This window comes from Nostoc sp. NMS4, assembly GCF_017115095.1.
GTDB lineage: Bacteria > Cyanobacteriota > Cyanobacteriia > Cyanobacteriales > Nostocaceae > Nostoc.
The window spans coordinates 11,875-30,705 of sequence record NZ_JABXKI010000290.1 but is presented as its reverse complement, the minus strand read 5'-3'; the positions used below and the strand labels follow the sequence as shown (position 1 = coordinate 30,705).

At 42.3% G+C, this 18,831-nt stretch carries 19 protein-coding genes and 1 pseudogene; 7 read left to right on the top strand and 13 right to left on the bottom strand.

Annotated elements, in window-relative coordinates:
• The first annotated feature begins 136 nt into the window (after positions 1–136).
• Together HWQ37_RS27365 and HWQ37_RS27360 are read left to right on the top strand one after the other, a co-directional pair.
• The gene (locus HWQ37_RS27365; protein ID WP_363318195.1) at positions 137–559 is read left to right on the top strand and encodes a hypothetical protein; all 423 of its coding nucleotides are present in this window, start codon (positions 137–139) and stop codon (positions 557–559) included.
• A gap of 2 nt (positions 560–561) precedes the next feature.
• Positions 562–783, top strand: coding sequence for a type II toxin-antitoxin system HicB family antitoxin (locus HWQ37_RS27360; protein WP_292753559.1), 222 nt, complete (start codon positions 562–564; stop codon positions 781–783).
• Positions 784–861: 78 nt separating this feature from the next.
• On the opposite strand, the gene HWQ37_RS27355 is transcribed toward HWQ37_RS27360, so the two are convergent.
• The gene (locus HWQ37_RS27355; protein WP_292753557.1) at positions 862–2,325 is read right to left on the bottom strand and encodes a hypothetical protein; all 1,464 of its coding nucleotides are present in this window, start codon (positions 2,323–2,325) and stop codon (positions 862–864) included.
• A 76-nt stretch (positions 2,326–2,401) separates the two neighbouring features.
• On the opposite strand from HWQ37_RS27355, the pseudogene HWQ37_RS27350 reads away from it, so the two are divergent.
• Positions 2,402–2,497 (top strand): annotated as a pseudogene (locus tag HWQ37_RS27350) (LmeA family phospholipid-binding protein); the annotation flags it as partial.
• Between the two features lie 48 nt (positions 2,498–2,545).
• Here HWQ37_RS27350 and HWQ37_RS27345 read toward each other — a convergent pair.
• Together HWQ37_RS27345 and HWQ37_RS27340 are read right to left on the bottom strand one after the other, a co-directional pair.
• Positions 2,546–2,878, bottom strand: a complete 333-nt coding sequence (locus tag HWQ37_RS27345; protein WP_292753555.1) for a type II toxin-antitoxin system RelE/ParE family toxin — start codon at positions 2,876–2,878, stop codon at positions 2,546–2,548.
• Positions 2,862–3,152: a type II toxin-antitoxin system Phd/YefM family antitoxin gene (locus HWQ37_RS27340; RefSeq protein ID WP_292753553.1), complete on the bottom strand. Its 291-nt coding sequence runs from the start codon at positions 3,150–3,152 to the stop codon at positions 2,862–2,864. The genes HWQ37_RS27345 and HWQ37_RS27340 overlap by 17 nt, the downstream gene beginning before the upstream one ends.
• Positions 3,153–3,356: 204 nt before the next feature.
• Here HWQ37_RS27340 and HWQ37_RS27335 point away from each other — a divergent pair, with 204 nt between their 5' ends.
• A complete protein-coding gene (locus tag HWQ37_RS27335) occupies positions 3,357–4,151 on the top strand; it encodes an LmeA family phospholipid-binding protein (RefSeq protein WP_292753551.1) in 795 nt (264 codons plus the stop codon).
• Positions 4,152–4,346: 195 nt separating this feature from the next.
• On the opposite strand, the gene HWQ37_RS27330 is transcribed toward HWQ37_RS27335, so the two are convergent.
• The 8 genes from HWQ37_RS27330 to HWQ37_RS27295 all read right to left on the bottom strand — a co-directional run bounded on the left by HWQ37_RS27330 (position 4,347) and on the right by HWQ37_RS27295 (position 14,203).
• Complete coding sequence (locus tag HWQ37_RS27330; RefSeq protein ID WP_292753549.1) at positions 4,347–5,738, bottom strand: UDP-glucose dehydrogenase family protein; 1,392 nt, start codon at positions 5,736–5,738, stop codon at positions 4,347–4,349.
• A 140-nt stretch (positions 5,739–5,878) separates the two neighbouring features.
• Positions 5,879–6,829: a UDP-glucuronic acid decarboxylase family protein gene (locus HWQ37_RS27325; protein ID WP_292753547.1), complete on the bottom strand. Its 951-nt coding sequence runs from the start codon at positions 6,827–6,829 to the stop codon at positions 5,879–5,881.
• A 471-nt stretch (positions 6,830–7,300) separates the two neighbouring features.
• The gene (locus HWQ37_RS27320; RefSeq protein WP_292753545.1) at positions 7,301–9,439 is read right to left on the bottom strand and encodes a cation:proton antiporter domain-containing protein; all 2,139 of its coding nucleotides are present in this window, start codon (positions 9,437–9,439) and stop codon (positions 7,301–7,303) included.
• Positions 9,440–9,584: 145 nt separating this feature from the next.
• Complete coding sequence (locus HWQ37_RS27315; protein WP_292753543.1) at positions 9,585–10,241, bottom strand: HAS-barrel domain-containing protein; 657 nt, start codon at positions 10,239–10,241, stop codon at positions 9,585–9,587.
• 177 nt (positions 10,242–10,418) lie between these two features.
• Positions 10,419–10,616 (bottom strand): NAD(P)H dehydrogenase subunit NdhS, encoded by a 198-nt coding sequence (locus tag HWQ37_RS27310; protein WP_100898602.1) that lies wholly within the window; start codon positions 10,614–10,616, stop codon positions 10,419–10,421.
• A gap of 231 nt (positions 10,617–10,847) precedes the next feature.
• Positions 10,848–12,161 (bottom strand): rod shape-determining protein RodA, encoded by a 1,314-nt coding sequence (gene rodA / locus HWQ37_RS27305; RefSeq protein ID WP_292753541.1) that lies wholly within the window; start codon positions 12,159–12,161, stop codon positions 10,848–10,850.
• A gap of 181 nt (positions 12,162–12,342) precedes the next feature.
• Positions 12,343–13,413: an Mrp/NBP35 family ATP-binding protein gene (locus HWQ37_RS27300; RefSeq protein ID WP_292753539.1), complete on the bottom strand. Its 1,071-nt coding sequence runs from the start codon at positions 13,411–13,413 to the stop codon at positions 12,343–12,345.
• Between the two features lie 265 nt (positions 13,414–13,678).
• Positions 13,679–14,203 (bottom strand): SRPBCC family protein, encoded by a 525-nt coding sequence (locus HWQ37_RS27295; RefSeq protein WP_292753537.1) that lies wholly within the window; start codon positions 14,201–14,203, stop codon positions 13,679–13,681.
• A 448-nt stretch (positions 14,204–14,651) separates the two neighbouring features.
• Here HWQ37_RS27295 and hemF point away from each other — a divergent pair, with 448 nt between their 5' ends.
• Both hemF and HWQ37_RS27285 read left to right on the top strand, forming a co-directional pair.
• Positions 14,652–15,692: an oxygen-dependent coproporphyrinogen oxidase gene (gene hemF / locus HWQ37_RS27290; RefSeq protein WP_292753535.1), complete on the top strand. Its 1,041-nt coding sequence runs from the start codon at positions 14,652–14,654 to the stop codon at positions 15,690–15,692.
• Positions 15,693–15,951: 259 nt separating this feature from the next.
• Entirely contained in the window at positions 15,952–16,320 is a 369-nt protein-coding gene (locus HWQ37_RS27285) for an STAS domain-containing protein (RefSeq protein ID WP_292753533.1), read from the top strand.
• A 73-nt stretch (positions 16,321–16,393) separates the two neighbouring features.
• Here the strand turns inward: HWQ37_RS27285 and HWQ37_RS27280 are convergent, their stop codons facing one another.
• Positions 16,394–16,999, bottom strand: coding sequence for a chromophore lyase CpcT/CpeT (locus HWQ37_RS27280; RefSeq protein ID WP_292753531.1), 606 nt, complete (start codon positions 16,997–16,999; stop codon positions 16,394–16,396).
• Between the two features lie 209 nt (positions 17,000–17,208).
• On the opposite strand from HWQ37_RS27280, the gene psb29 reads away from it, so the two are divergent.
• Positions 17,209–17,916: a photosystem II biogenesis protein Psp29 gene (gene psb29 / locus HWQ37_RS27275; RefSeq protein WP_292753528.1), complete on the top strand. Its 708-nt coding sequence runs from the start codon at positions 17,209–17,211 to the stop codon at positions 17,914–17,916.
• A gap of 75 nt (positions 17,917–17,991) precedes the next feature.
• On the opposite strand, the gene HWQ37_RS27270 is transcribed toward psb29, so the two are convergent.
• A complete protein-coding gene (locus tag HWQ37_RS27270; protein WP_289798955.1) occupies positions 17,992–18,354 on the bottom strand; it encodes a phage holin family protein in 363 nt (120 codons plus the stop codon).
• Positions 18,355–18,831 lie beyond the last annotated feature (477 nt).

Below are 18,831 nucleotides of genomic sequence, written 5' to 3'. Positions count from 1 at the left end.
ATAGGCATGAAATTTAAATTATTTTAACTTTTACCATAAAAGTAGCGCAAGAGCCAAACGTTCTTCTCTCAATCAACAAAAGTCCACCATTGAATTAGACAGACTCGCAAATCTCAAATCTAGGATTGAAGAGAGTTTGCCATATATTAGTTTGACTAGTGAGGCTGCTCGCAGAGAGTTACTAATTGCCCCAATTTTACTGGATGTTATTCATTACACTCATGCCCAACTTAGAATCGAATATCCTCTGATAGTTACAGAACAATTAAAAGGTTCCCTTGATTATTATTTGCACGCAGACCGTAAACTGTTAGTTGTAGAAGCTAAAAATGCTGATTTAGCTAGGGGCTTTACCCAGCTTGCTGTAGAACTGATTGCTATTGATGCGTGGACTGATTCTCAAGAGGCAAATTTACAGGGGGCTGTTTCTACAGGGGATATTTGGCAATTTGCTCTATTGAATCGAGATAGTAGACAAATAACTCAAGACATCAACTTATATCGTGTTCCTGCTGATATAGAGGACTTACTTCGGATTTTGGTAGCGATACTGAGCTAAGAATGAAACACTATCATATTAATATTTTCTATAGTGAAGAAGATAAGGGCTATATTGCTGATATTCCTGATTTGAAGTACTGTTCAGCGTTTAATTTAACAGAAGAAGAAGCACTTCATGAAGTCTTGCAAGCAAAAGCAGCATGGTTAGATGCTGTGAAAAAAGAGGAAAAACTAATTCCTGAACCGAGATATCGTCCTGCAATTTACCAGATAGCTTTATGATTTGCAGAGAGGCGATCGCACTTTTGCGTGGAGGTTGCGATCGCCTTTGATTAAGAAATGTTAACAGCAATATTCAGGTTATTTGATTGCAGCTAGATCACGGGTTAACTTTTTGTTAATCGTTTCTAATACGTTAGCTTCTTGTGGCGTAATTACTCCGTCTAGATCAGCAATTTTTTGACATTGCGCTAGTAGAGGTACGGCAAAATCACTATTAATTTGCTCAAGTAAGGTTTCTAAAGATGGTGGAGATGTAATATTAGAAGCGATCGCATCGATTGAAGCAGGACTAAGATTAGCGGCTTGTAATTCTGGCAAAATATCTTCCCAAGATTTATCTAGATTACCTGCTAAGACAATATGAACCAAAATCTGATCCATAATCTTTTCTTGGGAAATCGCACCTTCCAGAAATTTTACGCTCTCTAGTTGAGCATCTACTAAAGTCGCTTCTAAAGTTAATGGATTCTGCTTTGCTTCATAAAACTGACAAGCTGCATAGCCTAATGCGTAGATCATTACTGCATTTGAACTAGCACCAATTACGGCTCCCGCTACTGGTACAACTCGTAGTAAACCCAAACCTGCTTTGATTGCTGTTTTTCCACCCAGCCCTAAACCAAAAATTGCTACTGCTTCCCCTTTGCGCTCTGAATCTTTTAAATCCATTCCATAGGCAGCAGCAATTTGATAAACTAACTCCACAGATAATGCAGCTGTAGCAGCCCAATCAACAGCAAATGTTACGACAGCTTGTCCTGGTACAGCACTAGTGGTAAATCCTGTTATTCCCGCGAAAACAGCTTTCTCTAACATCAGATGATGGGCAATTCCAGCCGGTTTTTCATTGGGATGCTTTTGCTGTAACTTTCTAACAGCAGCCTCAGCCTTAACTACATCAACTTGTTCAATCAAAGGATTCAACCAGTCTTTATTTAGAGATTCGATTGCTGATCGTAGAGAAGGATTATTACCAACTATTGCTAATGCTTGACCTGCGATTTGTGTTGCCTGAAAAGTTGCACCACCAATCGCACCACCAAGACCTACAGCTGCTCCTGCAACAGCTTGCCCTGCTTGAACAGCAGCACCTCCAACTACTCCGGCTGTTCCTGCTACTGCTCCAAAAAATGAACCCAAAAAAGATGGGTTTTGTAGAGTTAATTTATTATCTGTTGTTGTTTTAGTAATAGCGATTGAAGATTCAACTTCATCTATTTGAGATGTTAATACAGATGAATTTACTAGTGCTTCTAACTCAATTTCTTGTTGCCAATCGGGAAAATCTTCACCTGTTACTCTACCGTATATTTTGACCTTCTTACAAGATTGGATGCCTAAACTAATTAATCCATCACAAATAACCGGGACTACTAACTGTTGTACTGGAACTTCAATTGATTCCAGCATTATGTGTAGACAATTTTGTTTGAAACTAGTTTTTGGCGTAATTTTTGGTAAATTTAACCACTGACTTACCAGAGTGTTAATCGCATTTGTATCACCCTGCTTGGCAAGCTCTAGAATGTTTAGCTGTATCATACTTAGTGGTAGTGAGAATCTTATCGATAACTTAGTTAAATTATTCCCACTTACCACCTCAAAAGTAATATCTGATTTTGAAACTGATGCTGTGGCTATTGACTTCGACTCGGTTTTAAGTGGCAAACTTAGTCTTAAGCAACCCACTCAAGCGATCGCTAGCTTGAGACTGTTTTTAACTAATTTGCGATCGCTCCCCCTCTTTCAATCAGTGAAGTTCTCAAAATTCTTCTTCATCAACTTCATCACCTGTCAAGAGTGCTTGTGAACTATGGCGCACATAAAGCACATAAACAGTGTCTTCACGAATTGTAAACAAAATACGATAGATGTTTTTTGACTTACCATAGAAAAGTTGACGCATTTCTTCAGAAAAAACCTCATGTTCTAGAGCTAACCGACACCGACGAAGTTTTTCTTGAAGAGATGCAATAGTATCCATTAACCCTCTAAACCACTGATCTGCATAGGTTGGGTTGTACTCTCTAAACCACAGGTATGCTGCCTCAATTTGAGCATCTGCTGTCTTAGTTGTTCTAACTTGAAATGCCATATTTCTGCTGCATTTCTTGCTCAAATTCCTCAACAGGTCTTGTCCTACCTGCGTCTACATCCTCCAGTCCTTTTCTAATTCCCGCAATTGTTTCCAACTGTTCCAAAAGCTCTAGAAGTTTCTGGTAAGACTCAGCATCTTGAACAACTAGTTCTGCTTTGCCATTCACGGTTAAGACTAGGGGTTGTCCAGTCTCCTTCATTTGCTGAATAAATTCAGAAGTATTGCGCTTGAAGCTTGAGAGGGAGTGGATATCTCGAACGATGTTCAGCATGGCTTTGATTATGCATTAAATTTGCACTAAATATAATGTTAGCATTCAGATCATTTAATAATCTTAGTAAGATTTGATACATTCAACTTCTAACCATCAGCGATCCTACACCTACGCATCAGCACAATTAATCTGGGGATCGCTTGCTGTATTCTTCACGATTTGTTACAAAAGTACAAAGAACTTCTAGAGACCCAAAACCACATGTTCGGCGGACTTACTGGTTTACAAGATCCTAAAGGCACAGATTGGGGAGAGCGGATGCTCAACACCGTCGCCAGCCAAACGATTCGCCACTTGTTCACGCAAAGCGAGTCAGTAGAAGTCTTTGTGCGCTGCTACCCCTCCAGCAAGCTCTTGCAAGGCAGCATTGATAGCTTCAAAATGAGCGGTCGTGGCTTGGTGATTCGGAAAGATTTCGCGGTTGAGGAGATGTCATTTGAAACTGATGCGGTGGCTATTGACTTCGGCTCGGTTTTAAGTGGCAAACTCAACCTTAAGCAGCCCACTCAAGCGATCGCTCAAGTAATTTTATCAGAAGCGGGTATCAACCAAGCCTTCAATGCAGAACTGGTGAAAAAGCGCCTACTTAACCTCACCGTACCATCACTGACGGCATTATCTGGCGGCGAACCAGTCTCCTTTACGGAAGTCCAGGTAAAGCTATTGCCAGAAAATCGCTTACAGCTTGTAGCAAAAGCAGATTTAAACAATGGCGAACTTGTACCCCTGAGCATGATCCTAACTATAGGCATTGAAAGGCGGCGGCGAGTTTCTTTCAAAGATCCAAAAATCGAACTTGACCAAGTACCAGAAGGACAACGGGAGATTTCACAAACCTTGAGCGTGGCGCTGGTAGAAATTTTAGATAATATGGTCGATCTCGATCGTTTTGACCTCGATGGGGTGAAAATGCGACTCAACCGATTAGAAACTGAAGGTCAAAAAATTATTTTCAGTGGATATGCTGAAATTGAACGTATTCCAAATAGCGCTTAATGTAAGATACACGCAAACAATCAAAATAAAGTGAAGCTTTAAACAAATTAAATACCGCCTAGAATCATCTAGGCGGTAGTTTAAATCTTTATGTTTTGAAGGAGTTAGGAGTTATTAATTATAGATTGTAATTAATTTTTATTTATCACTCCTAACTCTTGTAGAGACGCGATTAATCGCGTCTCTACAAACTCTCTATCTTCCCACACCTACATATTGGAATCCTGCGCGTACTAGTGTTTCGGGGTCGAGGAAATTACGACCATCGATGATAACGGGGTGCGCCATTAGTTTTGCCATCTTCACATAGTCAAGAGTGCTGAACTGTTGCCATTCGGTGACAAGTACTAAGGCATCGCAGCCGTCAGCTAGTCTTTCGGCATCGGTTTCTACTAATACCCCAGAAAGCCCATGACGCATACCTGTTTGGGAAATAATGGGGTCGTAGGCTTTGACTTTGGCTCCTAGTCGGTTTAACTGCTCAATTAGGATCAGTGCTGGAGCGTCGCGTAAATCGTCGGTATCTGGCTTGAAAGTCAGTCCGAGTAGTCCGACTGTTTTGCCTTTGAGAATTTTTAGAACTTGTTGGAGTTTCTCTAAAGCAATCAATCGCTGGCGTTCGTTGACACTGACAGCAGATTTTAGTAGCTGGGCTTCATAACCATAGTCATCAGCAGTGTGAATTAGAGCGGAGACATCTTTGGGAAAGCAGGAACCACCCCAACCAATACCAGCTTGCAAAAACTTGTTACCAATGCGAGAATCTAGACCGATACCTTTGGCTACTTGAGTGACATCAGCACCGACGCGATCGCAAATATTAGCAACTTCGTTAATAAAACTAATCTTAGTAGCTAAAAAGGCATTAGCGGCGTATTTAATCATCTCCGCCGAACTCAGGTCTGTTGCCAAAATTGGCACTGGGGGTAAAGATTGATCGGTGGCGAATTTGCGTTCGACAATTGGACTATACAGTTGTTGCATCAAGGCTATTGCCCGTTGACTATTGCCTCCTAGTACAATGCGATCGGGGTTGAAGGTGTCATGGACTGCTGAACCTTCGCGCAAAAACTCTGGATTGCTCACGACATCAAACTCGGCTGCAACCTGAAGTAATTTCTCATCACTCGATACCCCACCTGCGGGTACCAATGTTTTCTGCCGTTCTGCAATCCCATCTAGAACAAGCATCCGCACCCAGTCACCTGAGCCAATGGGTACTGTAGATTTATTCACGATCACTTTATAACCACCGTTGAGATTTTCCCCAATCCCACGAGCTACAGCTTCGACGTAACGAGTATCACTTTCACCTGTGGGTAAAGGTGGTGTTCCCACAGCAATAAACAGAATTTCTCCGTGGGAAACTCCAGCAGCCAGATCGCTAGTAAAATGAATTTTCTCTGTTTGAATGGCAGACTGCATAATTTCTGAGAGTCCTGGCTCAAAAATTGGAGACTGCCCAGACTTCATTAACTTAACTTTTTCTTCGTTGTTGTCTACGCAAATTACATCATGCCCAATATGAGCCAAGCAAGCACCTGTAACTAAACCAACGTAACCAGTACCAATCACGCAAACACGCATTTTTTAACTCCTCACTTTTTTGGACTTAATCTTCAAAAAGAAGTTCTCAATTTTACACTTAGAAAAAGTCAGCAACTAATATAGACTAGCTACCAATCGGGTTAGCGTACATGAAAATTCAGAGCAACGCTAAACGCCACTCAGGTGGTTGAATTATTGGCATCGCTGTGAACGCGATCGCGAAAATCTTCTATTGTCAGTTTTAAACCTTCTTGCAGAGGAATGGTAGGTTCCCAATTTAACCAAGTTTTTGCCTTTGTGATATCAGGCTGGCGACGGCGAGGATCGTCCGAAGGTAGTGCCTCGAACTTAATCTGCGCGTCTGGATTGATCATATTTTGCACAGTTTGTGCCAATTGCAAAATCGTGTATTCACCAGGATTACCCAGGTTCATTGGGCCAATGTAGTCGCTATTCATCAGGCGGATGAATCCTTCTACCAAATCGGAAACGTAGCAGAAACTACGAGTTTGCGAACCATCACCGTACACGGTTAAAGGATTACCCCGCAAGGCTTGAACTATAAAGTTGCTCACCACCCGACCATCGTTTTCTAACATTCTCGGCCCGTAGGTGTTGAATATCCGAACAACTCGAATATCAACTTTATTTTGCCTGTAGTAATCAAATGCTAGAGTCTCAGCAATTCTTTTACCTTCGTCGTAGCATGAACGTATCCCAATGGGATTGACGCTACCCCTATACTCTTCAGTTTGGGGATGAACTTCTGGATCTCCGTATACTTCACTAGTGGAAGCTAAGAAAAACCTCGCTTTCACCCGTTTAGCTAGCCCCAACATATTCAGGGTTCCCATCACGTTAGTTTTAACGGTTTTAACTGGGTTGTACTGGTAATGTACTGGTGAAGCCGGACAAGCTAAGTGATAAATTTGATCCACTTCTAACCGAATTGGTTCGGTAATATCGTGGCGGATCAATTCAAAGTACGGATGTCCTAACCATTTTAGAATGTTCCGTTTGTGACCAGTGTAAAAGTTATCCAAGCATATTATTTCATGCCCAGCAGTCATTAGTCGGTCGATGAGATGGGAACCAATAAACCCAGCACCGCCCGTCACCAAAATTCTCATAGTTTCCCAGTTACTTACAAATATTTTCAGTAGCTATTGCACTTACTTTTAGATTACCCACCTTGGGTACAAAAATACAGAACAAAAAAAAATAACAAGGTTCAATCAAAAAATGTTGTTGAACTTACCTATTTTTTCACGGTTGTAGTTTTGTTATATTCTTACCTGTTTTCTTAAGAATTTAATTAGCAAAATAACAAAAATTGTTTGAAAACTGTTTGTTTTTTAGCCGAACTTTATCAAATCTTCAAAAATATAAAGTATTTTTACGGTTATTAAGGTTTTAGTTGAATACAACAAGTTGGTCGAGATCGGGTTGACACTCGTGATCCATCCAAATATATGCAAATATACAGATGTGAATCCCTACGCTGATTTATTTGTTGCAAAGATTTTTGGAAATGCTATGCCTCAAGTAGACTACGCCAACGCAGTCTAAGCCCACTTACTTTAACTGTACTCTGCCTTATATCATACAGCAGATGTAATGCTGCTAACCGTATTAGATATAACTAAATTTGTGCTTTGAGTGCGTTGCGGTTCTCCAAGCATGATAATTGAGCAGGAGAGTTGGCTTGCTAACTGGCTTGTGACATCGCTAATGGCTAATCCTCCAGGACTAGTACGATTACGTATAAAAGGTAAAACTACTAAATCGTATAATCGTGCCGCTTGCAAAATTGCTTGGGCAACATTTTCGTGAGCGATGATTTGAATTTCTGGGGCATTGGTCAAAGCCAATTTAGATATCAACAAGGAGAGATGCGATCGCCTCCAAGCAATTTTACTAGAACTAGTGCGGCGATCGCACACATTTAAGACAGTAATGTGGCTCTGATTTGCCTCTGCGAGCATCTGGGCAAAGTATACAGGCTGTAATGTCGGCGCTGTTAAGTTTTCTACTGGTACTAAGATGCGCTGAATTTTTTTCGGAGATTCTACTAGACGTGTTACTGCGACTGGACAATGAGATGCCCAAAGTACACCATCAATCACATTTCCAAATAAACGCGCTCGCAACCCAGTTCGTTTACCCCAACCCATAACAATTAAATTAGCCTTTTGTTCACGAGCAGCTCTGCTAATTCCTTGAGCAAAGGCATCATCAATTCGCAGCACTGGTTCTGTGGCTACGCCCAAGGCTCGACTTTGGGTCGTGGCTTTATTCAATAACCACTCACTCCGTTGTAGAGATGCTTCTAACTGGGGTGCATCCATGTGAGCAGCAGCAGTAGCGATCGCCAGCGGTATAATTTTTCCCTGAGACTGACGCGCTAATAACGCCGCCATTTCAATCAAATACTGCTGGGTCTGAGGATTATATACAGGAACGACTATAGTAAAAGCACTGTCTGTTTCTAATGCCTTCTCATCAGGTAGGAGTGGTGGTGGATCTTCAGCTGGTGAGGAATTCAAACCAACAGCTATTTGACTGGTCATCAACGGCCCCAAGGTCGATGTGACAAGCATTAAGACAATGACACTGTGTAATACTTCTAGTGGCAGCAACCCAGCCCGATATCCTACTAAAGTTGCTGCTAAAGTTGTACCAACCTGGGGAAGTGACAGCGACCACATCGTTAGAATTTCTTGCCACTTGTAGCGGTAAACCAGTTTTGTCAACAAAGCTGCGATCAATTTACTGACAATCAAACCAACTATGAGCAGCAGCGTTAACTTGAGCGTGTTCAAATTGTTTACAAAGGCGGGTAGATCGATTAGTAGGCCAAGGTCAACAAAGAAAATGGGAATAAACAGCACACTGCCAATAAATACCACCTTTTCTTTGACTGGGCCTTCACCCACAGCTTCATTTACCGCCAAACCCGCTAAAAAAGCACCAACAATTCTTTCTACCCCAATCAATTGAGCGCCCATAGCTGCCAGAAACACAGAAAGCAACACAAACAAAAACTTGTTTCCTTCATCGTCTCCAGACCGCTTGAAAAATTCTTTGCCAGCCCAATCAAAGCCTGTAACAACGGCAACCGAGTAAATCGTTAACCAGCCCGACAGTTTGAGTAGTTTAGCAAGGCTGAATACTCCACTATGAGCGACAGCTACACAAATGGCTAATATCAGTACTGCGCCAATATTTGTAAAAATCGTTGCTCCAATGGTGACAGTAACAGCTTCGTTGTTTATTACTCCCAAACGGCTGATGATGGGATATGCCAAAAGGGTATAGGAAGCGAATAAAGAGCCAATTAAGATTGAAGTATTCCAGCCATAGCCTAAAATCAGCCCGATTAAGGTTCCCATGACCAGGGGTACACTAAAAGTCAAGCTAGCAAATCCAAAGGCACGACTTTTTTTCCGGCGAAATTGTTCTAGATCGATTTCTAACCCGGCGACAAACAGCAAATAAATTAACCCAATGTCTGATAGTAGGTTAATCATTGGTGAGTCAGACTGAAAAAGATTCCAACCTGAAGGCCCAAGTACTAGCCCTGAGAAAACCAAACCTACTAATCCTGGTAATCTTAGCCGCTCAAACATGATGGGTATAACTAAGATGACCACCAGCAAAATAGCAAAGGGAACAATTGGTTCTTTGCCAAGAACTTGGGAGGTTGGTTCTAGAACAAGAACTTGTGATATTAGTTCCATATATAGGAATTGAAGGGGCTATGGTAAAACAGCGATTACCTTGGGGGCGATCGCCCGATCAATATGAATAAATAGAGAAGCCACCTGACGAAAAATCAAAAATCTTAATTTAGACTAACTAGGCAATTATTTAAGAATTAACTACCTACGGGTGGATTTGACTCAAAATGAACCGTAAGCGATCGTAGTCATCTTTCAATAGCACACTCAAGTTACGTCCAGCTTTAATTAGCCATTCTCGGTCAGCTTTGCGTAACTGGTATACATCTCGAATAGCAGCTGCGGTTAAAGACTCTATGGGCGCACCATTTATACAAAGCAGTGTCCGTAAAAAATTTAATTCTTCAGTAAATTTAATGATAGCTTCTGGTTCACATCGATAAACAGCTTGATGAATTTGCGGGGGACGGGGTGGAAGATACTGATATACTCTTTGGTTATAACTTTGATTTTGCGAAGATAGTTCAAATCCGACGATCGCAGCCCGAAATTCTGTGCGGAGCATGGCAAATATTTGGGGTTGTTCCTCCCGTAAATCTTGCAAGGACAACCCTAAAGCTCTCGCCCTGTGTACGGAATCTATGGGCATAGTCGTGGCATAATACACTACAGCATAAATTTGATTGCCAGATTCTTCATCTACAGAACAGACCCAGCTACCAAAGGGTGGCATTGAGGGAAAGCTTAAATCTGGTGGTTCCAAACACTGAGCTAGAAATTCAGTACTAGTAGTTTCAATCACCTCCGCAATGTGATTCGGATGGCGATCGCCAGTGGCAAACTGTGGTAGGGGGAGGCGCATGGGAGTGCTGAGTGCTGTTAGCGGTAGCGGGGCGTTTAGCCCGTGCTGAGTTAAGAGTTAGGAGTTAGAAGTTATGAGTTAATAGTGAGGAGTTATGAGTTAAAGAATCATAATTCCTAACTCCTAACTTCTCATTCCTAACTAATCTCACTCCTAACTTCTCACTCCTAACTAATCTTATTTGGCTTTTTTACGTCCGGCGGTGGTTTCTACGAGTTCCAATTCGCTCAGGCGGAAGGTAACTAATTTATCCCAGTTACCACCTTCAAATAATACGGCTACTTTGCCATCAGTCAGTCGTTGCACGAGTCCTTCGTAGCGATAATAAGTATCTGCGGGATTCTTGACGCGAACAGTTGCTCCAGGCAGAATCATGTTTTTAGCCTCGCTTGTTTCCTTTTAATAGCTTAATACTTGTTAATAGTCATTGGTCATTAGTCATTGGTCACTTGTACTGTCCTTCCCTACAAGACGCTACGCGTAGCTTGCTTCCCCGGAGGTCTACGACTACGCTCAAGAACCGCTTACTCGTTCGCGTATAGTTGGTCATTGGTCATTTGCAAAGGACAAATGACAAATGACAAATGACCAATGACAAATGACGAATCAATAATACTTCTGCTTTTGTCGAAAATTTGCTACTGATTCAACTATTCCCAAGGAAATGAAGTTGGTCAGCATCGCAGAACGCCCATAACTCATCCAAGGTAGGGGAATACCTGCCACAGGCGCTAAACCAACCGTCATGCCAACGTTGACAATCACCTGAAACACAATCATCGACAAAACGCCAATAGCCAACAAAGAACCAAAGTTATCTTTGGCGGTTTGGGCAATATGCAATAGACGCAAGCAAATTAAGCAGAAGACAAACAGCACTACCAAACAACCGACAAAACCAAATTCTTCCCCGACTGCGGAGAAAATAAAGTCTGTATGCTGTTCTGGGACGAAATTTAGTTGCGTCATTGGTCCCCGAAACAGACCCCAGCCCCATATTTCACCAGCACCAATAGCAATGCGAGATTGGATTAAATGATATCCAGCGCCGAGTGGATCGTGATCGGGATTCATGAATACAGTTAGTCGGTCTTTTTGATACTCTTTCAAAACATGGTTCCAGGCGAAGACTCCTAATTCGCCACCCAGCATATTAAGAGTCCACGCACCGATAGCACCAGAACCAAATCGTCGCCAGGGAAGAGTTTGCCAGCCCACAATCGCCATCGCAACTGACCAAATTAATCCTAATGGTCCAAAAGATAGTTCTTTGAATAAAACTATCGGCTCTGCTAAAGGCCAAGATATACTAAACAAAATGGCGGCAACCACTGGAGAAATCATCAGAATTAACCAGCCTGGGTTAGCATTTGCCCAGTAAAGCATTCCTAAGACGATCGCACCAAATACCAGTGATGTTGCCAAATCTGGCTGCAAAAATACTAATCCCCAAGGTATAGCGGTGATTGCCAGAACGCGGAAAACACCTTCGAGGCTAGAAGCAGTCCGCCTGTGTAGCAAGGCTGCTAAGGTGATAATCATGCCAACTTTGGCAAATTCTGAGGGTTGCACGTTAAAGCCAGCGATACTAATCCATCGCTGTGCCCCTTTAGCGCTAGTACCAGCAATCATCACGGCGATTAAGCTGAAGTTTGTTAATGAATAAGTTACCCAGTGCCACTGCATCAAGAGTTCGTAACGGATGCGAGATAAAAGCAGGGCTATAAGCACGCCGATACCCGCTACCATCCAGTGCCACCACCAGTCAGTTACTGGCTGCTTCAGTTCCGTACTGAGAATCATCAGGCCGCCAAAGATACTGACAGCAATCGGCAAACAAAAAAGTAGCCAATCTACACTCTGCCAGGGCTTAACCCAAGACTTCCAGCGAATTTTGGGGAGCGATCGTTTTAACAACATTGTGCCAGTTTAGACTTTAGCTTTAATTGTTGGGAATTGGGCATTGGGCATTGGGCATTGGTTATTAGTTTTAGTTATTCTCCCTTGCTCCTCTGCTCTCTTGCTTCCCCAATTCCTAATACCCAGTCCTTAGTATTCCCAAGCTATAGCCCAGGAAGTAGATAGAAATTAAAATTTATAATTATGTCAGGGCAGCAACTGATACTTTACCAGCAATGGTAAGAGCGATCGCTGTTAATGCTTTTGCTGAAGCTGAATCTGGGTCGCCAACGACTATCGGTACACCGCTATCACCACCAACTCGTGTGGAAATTTCTAGCGGCACGCACCCCAACAATGGCACTCCCAATTCTGCGGCTGTTTTGGAGCCACCACCGGAACCAAAGATGTCATACTGCTTATCTGGTTGATCGGGGGGAATAAAATAGCTCATGTTCTCCACGATCCCCAATACCGGAACATTCATCTGCTGGAACATCCGCAATCCTTTGCGAGAATCTAACAGGGCTACAGTTTGCGGCGTGGTGACAATTACTGCCCCTGCCATCGGTACTGCTTGGGTTAAAGTTAACTGAGCATCTCCGGTTCCCGGTGGCATATCCACAATCAAATAGTCCAGTTCTCCCCATTCAACTTGATAGAGAAACTGGCGAATTACACCATTGAGCATAGGCCCCCGCCAAATTACTGGCTGATCTCGGTCAATCAAAAAGCCCATTGAAACTAATTTGACCCCGTGATTAAAAGCAGGTTCCAGTATGTCACCTGTTTCACTGGAACGCACTACAATTTGGGCATCAGCCAAACCTAGCATTGTGGGGTCATTGGGGCCATAAATATCAGCATCTAGCAAGCCGACTTTCGCCCCAGTTTGAGCTAGAGCCACTGCGACATTCACTGCCACTGTACTTTTACCAACACCACCTTTACCACTGGAAACAGCAATGATATTTTTCACCCCAGAAATGCCAGTGCGATCGGGTAAACTTTTTTGTTGCGGTGTTTCTGCCGTCACTTCTATGCTGACATCTGTAACCCCTGGAAGTTTTTTGACAGCTTTCTGACAATCTTCAACAATAAATTCACGCAAAGGACACGCAGGAGTGGTTAACACTAAAGTGAAACTAACCTTACCACCGTCAATTGTGACATTGCGAATCATATTCAGTTCTACCAGACTTTTACGGAGTTCTGGGTCTTCCACTGGTCGCAAAATTTCTAAGACAGAGCGGGAATCGAGAACATCGTACATAAAAATTCAAAATTCAAAATGAATAAATACACTTGTGGAAAACATCTTAGCTATTAACTGGATGCCTTCTTAAGTAAGGTCAGCTTAGTGCTATCACTGTCACTGCCGTAATAAAACTTAGCAAATAGCATTATTACCTAATTGAATCTTAACTTTCTTTGGGCGTTAGGAGTGCTGATTTAAGAGTGCTAAGTGCTGAGTTAGGAGTTAAGAGTTAGGACGTTTTGTTTATCTCCCTCATCTCCCTCATCCCCAATCCCAGTCCCTAAAAATCAAAACAACTGTCATTAAGGGATTTTTTCTTACCAGATACGGAGGGTAATGCCGTCTTTTCTACTGCCTCAACTAAAGATCGTGCAACGCGGTCTGCATAAGGACGGGATAAAGACCAAATTAAGGGCGATAACCAACCCCGTAGCGTTACAGAATAAGACAAACAAGTACCACAAACCGTTGACTCTACTTGGTAAGTTACCCGTTCCTCTATTCCCGGAATTGCCATCACTCGGATACTCAGCATCTCTCTGGGATTGACCCGTTCTACAAAAATTCTGATGGGAATTGGCGAAAAGCGTGTTACAGCTTGAAAAATTAATCCTGGTTTGGGTACTAATCCGTAGGGAACATTAGTACTCTTAAGTTGTGGATGCCAGGAAACATCTGTTAAGTCAACTACTTTTTGCCACAGTTCATCTACAGAAGCAGAACTAATCTCTCGATATGTCCATACCAGAGAAGCGCAAAATCGACGACGTTTGCGGTGGATGAATTTGGATAACCAACCTTGCATTTTCCTAATCCTCCTCCCTAGATACTTTCTGGTAACTCTGGTATGGTGTACAACTACGCTCAACCCCTAAATTAAAACGTTCTCAAAAATGCCCTCATAATTCAAGCCTCGATTCGCTACAAACCTTAACAGCCGACATCAGCAATATGGCAAAAAAGTTGTGAGTCAGCCAGTCAAATCCTTGATACCTCAAGCTTAAGACTAAAATTTAGTCTTTATACCAGAATATTCCAATTAAGAATTTCAAAAAAAATTAATTCAACATACAAGCCTATACGCATTTGAGGGAAAATAACTCTAGTGATGCCCATCAATCGTATAAATGCTTAACCAGTAAGAAAAAAGCGGGTTGGGCAAATAGAGCTAGATTGTTGGCGCGTGTTTCCCCCAAATTTTAAAATGAAAAATTTGTGGCTTTCTGGAAATTGTAATTTAGGTTCGGGAATCTATGTTGACCAACTCGCAAATACCAACTGTAGCAGCAGAATCATCCAAGTCTTTGCCAGCAGCTGACGCTCAGGCTAGGGTCAGTCAGTTTATGAAACAACTGCAAGACGAAATTACCGAATCATTGGCAAAACTAGATGGTGTGGCTAAGTTTAATGAAGATAGTTGGGAACGCCCAGAAGGAGGTGGAGGGCGATCGCGTGTGCTGCGAGATGGTGCAATATTTGAACAAGCTGGTGTAAATTTTTCTGAAGTTCAGGGTTCGCATTTGCCACCCTCAATTTTAGCCCAACGCCCAGAAGCCGCAGGGCATGGCTTTTATGCCACAGGCACTTCAATGGTATTACATCCCCACAACCCTTATGTACCCACGGTTCATCTAAATTATCGCTACTTTGAAGCGGGGCCAGTGTGGTGGTTTGGTGGCGGTCTTGACTTGACACCTTATTACCCCTTTGCTGAAGATGCGGCACATTTACACAAAACATTAAAGCAAGCTTGTGACAAACATCACCCAGAGTATTACTCAGTGTTCAAGCGGTGGTGTGATGAATATTTCTACCTGAAGCATCGTGACGAGACACGGGGAGTAGGTGGTCTATTTTTTGATTACCAAGATGGTCAGGGTGCTTTATATCGCGGGCCAAATCCCAATGGGGAAGCGGCTATTTATAGCAACCAGTTGGGAACACCAGCAACTCGCAATTGGGAAGATTTGTTTGGCTTTGTACAAGACTGTGGTAGAGCATTTTTACCAGCTTACGTACCGATTGTAGAACGGCGCAATGGGATAGAGTATGGCGATCGCCAACGGAATTTTCAACTCTACCGCCGAGGAAGATATGTAGAATTTAACTTGGTTTATGACCGAGGTACTATTTTTGGTCTGCAAACCAACGGACGCACCGAATCAATTCTTATGTCCCTACCTCCCCTAGTGCGCTGGGAATACGGCTATCAACCGGAACCCAATTCCCCTGAAGCCGAGTTGTATGAAACTTTCCTTAAACCTCAAGATTGGATCAACTGGACACCAAAATAGTGCTGAGTTAGGAGTTAGTAGAGACGCGATTAATCGCGTCTCTACAAGAGTTAGGAGTTATGAGAAAGTGATCTTCCCCTGCTGTCTCATTTCCCTCATCTCCCCACTCCCCACTATTTTGGTGAGTTATAACTACGAAAGTTAAGCACTTAGCCAAAAAAGGTGACAATTTTAGCTATAGCTTGTTAATCTCAAGTGACAGCATTAGAAAATTCTGTCACTAGTTAATCTTAAAAGGAATGCCACGGGGAGGGCTTCAGTGATTCATATAGACCAAAAAACCTATACAACCCAAGACGGAAACACCGTTATCATCCTGACACCATCAGGTCGTCTGGATATCACCACTGCTTGGCAATTTCGCCTGAAGTTACAAGAGTGTATTTCCAAACTTAGTCGCCATGTAGTTGTAAATCTGGCTCAGGTAAACTTTATTGATAGTTCTGGTCTCACATCTTTGGTAGCTGGAATGCGTGATGCTGATAAGGTCAAGGGCAGTTTCCGCATCTGCAATGTACATCCAGAAGCCAAACTCGTGTTTGAAGTGACGATGATGGATACTGTTTTTGAAATCTTTGAAACAGAAGAGGAAGCTTTAGAAGGTGTACCTCGTAGCATTGCTAGCTAAAAAAGAGTTAGGAGTAGAGACGCGATTAATCGCGTCTGTACAAGAGTTCATTCATAACTCACAACTCATAACTTTATCTTATTGAATACTGATTTCGCTTGGTGTAGCGATAAGGCCCCATAATCGCCCCCCAGGTTGCTTTTCCAGTTGCGGGATCAATTCCTTTGTCGTAGCTGTGAAATTCTGTCGCTGTAGCTGCAAAACCTAAAGAAACATCGATGCTATTGCCAAGATAAGTAAAGCTGCAACGAGTCTCTGGTTGTGGGGTAGCAGTAAACTTATAGCGATCGCCAGCTAGTTTCTCCTGAGTAACTGTTAGGATACAACCTGGTAGTAAATCTAATTGTTCGGATGTCAGTGTGTTTAGTAGACCAGGGTTATCACCTGCGCCTTTTAATGCACCTGGATCTTGAGGCATATAATATTGTACTTCCACAGTTGCGTCAGAGTCGCTCACCTGACGCAACCGGATAATTCGCTGGCGGTAAGGTTGATCTAGGGTAATAACGTTAGCCTGTTCCGCAAACAAGGTAATGCTATCTTCTGTGAATAGATTAACTGGTCTTTGCCACAAACAAAGGTGAACATACCAGACTGGTTCTGCTATGGCTTGTTCTCGATTATCAAATTCACCAGCTAGGTACTCACCTAAAGCAATTAACTGTGGTGAGAAGTTCATAAGTACAATAAATAAATCATTAAGGATAATAATTTTTGGCTAGTTTTTTAGGGGAAAAGGTCTTATTTCCTGTAGCTACCAGCTTATAAAATACTTCTGATGTGTATATATTATAAATGAAACCGTCAGCCGCTAAAAGCTCAACTTGGCAAAGTAGCCTTTAAGCGACAAAATAAAGATACGTCGCCCTTAACATTTCTTTTTTCTTTGTGAATAACGTCCGTACAGTCTCTGATACAAAGCGAACTTTCTATAATCTTCACACCCGTCCGATCAACACTATTTATCGTCGGGTAGTAGAAGAATTGATGGTGGAAATGCATCTGCTGTCAGTAAATATCGATTTTAGCTACAATCCAATTTATGCCTTGGGTGTCGTCACTACTTTTGATCGCTTCATGGAAGGCTATCAACCAGAACGGGATCAAGAATCAATTTTTAACGCCTTATGTAAGGCTATAGAAAAAGATCCGCAACAATATCGACAGGATGCCCAGAGATTGCAAGCTGTAGCGAAGGGTTTGCCAGTTAAAGATTTAATTGGGTGGCTCAGTCAAACTACTTTCTTAGATCGAGATGCTGACTTGCAAGCACACCTGCAAGCGATCGCTAACAATCCTAACTTTAAATACAACCGTTTGTTCGCAATTGGTGTATTTTCGTTATTAGAACAGTCAGATCCTGAATTAGTCAAAGACGAAAAGCAACTCACTGAGGCGCTGAAAGCGATCGCTGCTGGCTTGCACATCTCCGATGACAAACTCAACAAGGATTTGGAGTTATACCGCTCTAACCTAGACAAAATGGCACAAGCGCTAGTGGTGATGGCAGATATCCTCTCAGCCGATCGCAAAAAACGCGAGCAACGTAAACAACAATCAACTACCCCAGTTGCTCCCCCAAGTTCCAACGAATAGTTAGAATTTGGCAGTGATGAGTTAAGAGTTATGAGTGAGGAATTGTTAATAACTCCTAACTCCTAACTCTTAGCTTTATACTCCCAATATTTTGTAGATTAAGCTGTTAATTATAGTCAGCGTAAATGCCCCAATAACAGCACTCCAAATCCCATAACGCAAGCGAAAGCCCTCTACTAACCAAGCAGCAATACTAAAACAAACTACGGCAATCATAAAGGTGAAAATGCCGGATAATAAGTCCAATGTGAGTAGATTTGGTACTGCAAAAATGAGGCTTAAAATCGGTCTGACTATTGCCGTTACGATACCAAGCACTGCGGCAGAAAGGAACGCTTTACCAGGAGTATCAATTTCAACTCCCAAAGGCAACTTACTAATTATCAACAAGCTGATAGCTGTTACTACCCAAACAATTAAAAGCGTCACGATGTTCATGCCACAACCCCTGATACTAATTCGTAATTCGTAATTCGTAATTAGGACACACTGAAATATGCTTTATATAAGCGTTTTTCAGATTGTTAACCTATTTGGTGAAACAAGACATCCTTCCCCAATTTGGTATGAAATGTGGATGGTAATTGGTGATAATTTGCTCAATCTATAGCTGGAAAAATCTTTAAAGCTCAACCAATTATTTGTAAATTAGCAGTTTTTTTTTATCTAGCCGAGATTTATTCTAGATATCTTTAGGTTTGGGAAAAGGTTTGAAGGGGAAGTGGGGAGCGATCGCTTGGGGACAAGGGGGACAAGGGAGACAAGGGGGACAAGGGGGAATTATTGAATAAATCTCTCCCTTGTCTCCCCCCTCTTCCTTGTCTACCTTGTCTCTTCTTCATGCCCAATACTTCTCTACGAGAGGCTGCGCCAACGACAACTCTTGGAGACGCACTCGCGTTCGCTCAGTACAAG